Below are 4,955 nucleotides of genomic sequence, written 5' to 3' on the forward strand. Positions count from 1 at the left end.
TTCTTCCTGCATGTTTTGCAAAAGGCACTGCATCTCTTCCTATTTGTTCTCCAATTTCTTCAAGAACTCTTGTTAATTCAATTTTAGCATCTTCACTAACTCTGGTAGCACCAGCTTTTTTTAATAAACGACCCATTGTTGCTTTTGGTAATTCTGTCATTTTATCATCTCATAATTTTTTTTTATATAATCAATTATATCTTTTAAACTATATAAATATGACTTATTTTAAGAAATAAGAAAATATTATTACTCAAATATTAAAAAAGATAACATTACTTTTTAATAATTTAAAATTAACAAATAAATTCAAATAATAAGCTTTGTAAAATATTTATTTTAATTTTAACTTGATTTAAAGTTTATTTTCATTATTTATTAGCTTATAATTATTATTTATTTAAATCTAGAGTATTAAATAGAAAGTTATACTTCTCAAATCTAATATAATCCATTATAGAAATAGTATATTTTCTATAATGGTTAGAGCTATTACCATTTCATCTTAAGATAATATACCTTAAATTATAATACCATGTAAGTATTATCTGTTAATAATTTCTAATCTAAAAAGTCATATGATTCTATAATTCCTGCAGCATTTCTTATCTCTGCAGTTGCCTTGGAAATATGAAATATTGCAGGTTTCAAATCACTATCTGCACCATATGTTTTTTCAAGCATTGGCATTTTTTCAAATGCTTTTTTTAGTAAACTTTTATCTTCATCTTCATCAAATATGACCTTTCCATAATATCTAATAAATTCAGAACCATTATGTCCTAAAAATTCAATATTGTTATTTCTTATCATTTGATTATATACTTGTTTGAATGTTCCAGTTAAAAAATATATTTGGCCATCAACCATCATTCTAAAACCAAGTGGTCTTAATTTTGGTTTATTATTATTTATTGTTGCTAAATATAATACGCCACATTTATTCATATATTCATATACTTTTTCTCTACTTGACATTTTTTTCAATTCCTTCTTAACTTTAATATTTTGTATCTTTGAATATATTCAATGCTTAAAGAGACTAAAAAAAATTTCTAAAAAATTCATTTTTCTTAATCCCTTATTTTAAAAATTAATCTTTAATATTTTAAATACTTTTCTAGAATTTCAAATAAACTCTTATATTTAAGAGTGTTACTCATATTCTATTAGTCTTCTAAAAATATCTTAAAAATTCATAAGTAATTTTATAACTATTTTTAATTTATTTTTCTTTAAACACAAAAAATAACATTATCATATACATCATATTATGTATTTTTAGATACTTTAAGCATACTCTTTTTATTTAAAAAATGTATTTGAAAAAATTTTGAAAAATAAATATGAAAAACAGTTGTAAGTTATATTATCCTAACTTTCATCAACTGTGTAGTTAGTTGTGCATTATTGGTACTATTTTGGGTATTTTTCTGTTTGTATATAGTTGATGTATTTTTCATATAACTTACCTATTTATATATATCATGAATAGATTATATGGTCTTTATTTATCATAGCATTTAATTATATATGATCACTGATTTTACATTAAAGAATCTAAAAATATATCAAAAGTATTTAACTATAAAAAAAATTTTTTTCAAAAATAAGTTCTTTTTCCAAGAATTACACTTGAATAGTTATTCTTCAACTGTATTTTTTGGTTTATTTCTTAAAAATATTCATAAAGTAGATTTTATAGTTATTTGGGATATATGTATTGTTTGATTTTTAGGTATTTTAGGTAGTTTTTTTTAGGATTTTTCTTTTAAAATTTTTCCTATTTTATTTCGTTATACAATGGTATAACGAAGTAGAGTAAAATCTTTCAAAATTAATCACTAAAATACAATAAACTTATTAACTTATATAATTAAAAGTAAAATTATAGTTTTTTAAAAAAAGGGAGGTTAAAAAAATATTATTAAATTTGAAAGAAATATTTACAATAGATTATATAAAAAGTTACATATCACGTAATGCAAATTATTTTATAATTTCAATTATAATATTTCTAATATCAGCATTATTAGGTTTTTATTTTAATAATTATTTTAATAATATATTACCCGACCATTTTCGTATGGCAACAAGTATCATTGATGAAATTAGTGTGGATTTTAGAGATATATTTATACATAACATATTCATTGATTTATCTGTTGTTTTTAATGGATTTTTATTTTCAATAGATTCAATTATAACAACAGTTTTAAATGGAGTACTACTTGGATATGCTTTCTCAAGAGTTAACACAATATTGTTTGTTGTTGGAATTACACCACATGGAATCTTTGAAATACCATCAAGTATCATAGCAATGGGTGGCTCATTAATAGCAACTAGATGGGAAATTCACATGTTAAACTCCATTATCTCAAAAAAACATACATTTCGTGAAGAATTTAAAAAATATAAATATATGTTAAAGGATATACTAGCCACTGTTATTTATGTTTTTATTTTATTAATTATAGCTGCTGCTATTGAATCTACAATAACACCTCTACTATTATCAATAGTATCAGTATAATTTATATAAAAGGTTATAAAATAGTTTAATGAAAATTAGTATATATAGAAGAAATATAGGATGTAATTATAATGCAAGAATGCCCATATTGTGGTCAACTAAATAGTGATTTTGAAGATAGATGTGTATATTGTGGAGAACTACTTTATATTCAAGTTGAACATGATGATGAAGAAACAAGTAATGATATAAATGAGATAAATCATCAATATGCAGATAAAATAGCACAAGAACTTCTTAAAGATGAGAACAATAAACAAACCAAAACTTTTGATGATTTAGATGAGTTTACTAGGGAATTATTAAGTCCTACAGATATTTCTGATGAAAGTGTATCTATATCTGATAATGATGATTCATATTATTTTGAAGAAGATAACAATGATACAATTACCAATGAATCATTTAATGATACTAATATGTTTGAAGAAACACTTGCAGATATAACTACAGATTTTACAGAAGATAATGAAGACACCTACTTTGAATATGAAACTGAAGATGTTCCTGAAGTACATGAAAAAACAAGAGAAAAACTTATAGAAATAGAATCTAAACTAAAAAAGAAGATCAAAAGAAATAAAAAACTTGAAACAAGATTAGGCTTAAGTTTTAAAAATATAGCTCTTGTAATTAATAATATAAATGGACCAATAGAAGTCTTAGGTAGTGTATCTACAAATACTGTATATAATAATCATTGCCTTAAATTATCAGTAATATGTTATGATAATGATTTTAAGGAAATTGAACGTAATTCTACTCTTATTATAATGAATTCATTGAAAAGATATTATGATTTCAATTTAATTCTTAAACCAGACATATCTAAAACATCAATATTAATACTACTACCAGAAATTGTTGATAAACTACCAGATGCTATTAATGAAGTAGATAAAAAGAATACACAAAATATATCTAAAAATAATAATATATCAAGAAACTTACAAAAACCTAAAAATAAACAAGTTAAAAAGAATACACAAGCAAAAAAAATAGATTCAAGAAAATCGGTGGCTGTTGAAACATCAAATTCCATATTCATTGAACAAATGAAGAATATTGAACATAGAATTGGTATGAATATAACTAATACTTCTGTTCTTATAAAATCCAATAGTTATTTAGAAGTTGTTGGTGAAATATATATTAAAAGTCCAGATAAATATAATGATATAAAAATAGCTGCAACATGTTATGACAAAAATAATAAGATCATTGCAACAGAAAGTACTCATATAAATACTAAGTTATATCTAGGATTTGACACTCTATGCTTAAAATTAAAGGATGTTGATGTGTGTAGAGTTGAACGTATACGATTATATCCAACATTTCAATAGTTAATCTACTTTTTCTCATTTTTTTAAATCATCATATGATAATATTATCAAATGAGTATAATTTTATAATAGATATAAAATAAAAACTTCCTTTTCAAAAATAATATTTTAATAAAAAAATAATCATAAGACACTTATTTTATCAAATAAGGTTTATTTTATCTTATTTTATTACAATTCCTTTATATACTACGTTGTTCATAATTATAAGTATGAATTTGACAGGATAGAATATATGCATTTAAAAGATTTAGAATGCTTGGAAACACTCCTATATCATTCCTAAAATAAGAAAATAATATTAAATAATTTTATCCAGTTGAATTCAATTCTTAAAAACTTTAAAGGAGCGAATCACAATGGATTTAATCGATAATTTAGCAAATGCCTTTGCAGGAAAAGAAGTAGAAAAAGTACCAGCAGCAAGTATTGTATCTGTTGCATTAATGGAAGGTATGGAAAAAACTGGTGCAGGTTTTCCAGAATCACACACAAATGCTGAAAAAATGGTTGCATTAGGTGAAAGTGCACATAAATATGCTGGTGTAGAAAGTATAAATTTACCATTCGATTTAGCAATTGAAGCAGAAGCAATGGGATGTACAGTTGACTTAAGAGATGCAAATGAACATATTCCAGAAATTACAGCTTCACCATTCTTTGATGATCTAAGTGGTGTTGAATTATGTGATGACTTCTTATCTAATGGAAGAATTCCTGTAGTTGCAGAAGCTTGTCAAATAGCTCGAGAAAAATATCCTGATGTTCCATTAATATCTGGTCAAATTGGACCTTTTACATTACTTGGTCAAATAGTAGGTATTGAATATTTAATGAAATGTCTAGCAACAAATCCAAATGAAGTTAAAGTAGCTGTAAATAAATGTGCAGATGCAGTAATTGAAGTAGTTAAAGCATATAATGAATTGGATGTTCAAGGAGATTGTATGTATGAACCATCTATTGCAGCAGATTTATTACCACCAGAAATGTTTGATGAGATTGTAAAATATCCTTTAAAAAGAATAGCAGATGCAGCAGATTTCAACATAGTATTACATGTATGTGGAGAT

General features: G+C 23.8%; 5 protein-coding genes. 3 read left to right on the forward strand and 2 right to left on the reverse strand.

The genetic code is table 11. From position 1 onward, the window contains the following. Together A9758_RS00215 and A9758_RS00220 are read right to left on the reverse strand one after the other, a co-directional pair. Positions 1-160, reverse strand: a 160-nt coding sequence (locus tag A9758_RS00215; protein WP_069776304.1) for a histone family protein, incomplete at its 3' end; no start/stop codon positions are given. A 401-nt stretch (positions 161-561) separates the two neighbouring features. Further along, positions 562-978 carry a pyridoxamine 5'-phosphate oxidase family protein gene (locus tag A9758_RS00220; protein ID WP_011406363.1) on the reverse strand — a complete coding sequence of 139 codons (417 nt, stop codon included), beginning with the start codon at positions 976-978 and terminating at the stop codon, positions 562-564. A gap of 955 nt (positions 979-1,933) precedes the next feature. On the opposite strand from A9758_RS00220, the gene A9758_RS00225 reads away from it, so the two are divergent. The 3 genes from A9758_RS00225 to A9758_RS00235 form a co-directional block, all read left to right on the forward strand. Then, on the forward strand, positions 1,934-2,536 hold the full coding sequence (locus tag A9758_RS00225; RefSeq protein ID WP_011406365.1) for a stage II sporulation protein M: 603 nt from the start codon (positions 1,934-1,936) through the stop codon (positions 2,534-2,536). Positions 2,537-2,607: 71 nt separating this feature from the next. Next, positions 2,608-3,882 carry a hypothetical protein gene (locus A9758_RS00230; protein WP_011406366.1) on the forward strand — a complete coding sequence of 425 codons (1,275 nt, stop codon included), beginning with the start codon at positions 2,608-2,610 and terminating at the stop codon, positions 3,880-3,882. Positions 3,883-4,241: 359 nt separating this feature from the next. Beyond that, positions 4,242-4,955 (forward strand): uroporphyrinogen decarboxylase family protein (locus tag A9758_RS00235; protein ID WP_069776305.1); only part of this gene is annotated, 714 nt, incomplete at its 3' end.

The organism is Methanosphaera sp. A6 (assembly GCF_001729395.1).
GTDB classification, from domain to species: Archaea; Methanobacteriota; Methanobacteria; order Methanobacteriales; family Methanobacteriaceae; genus Methanosphaera; species Methanosphaera stadtmanae.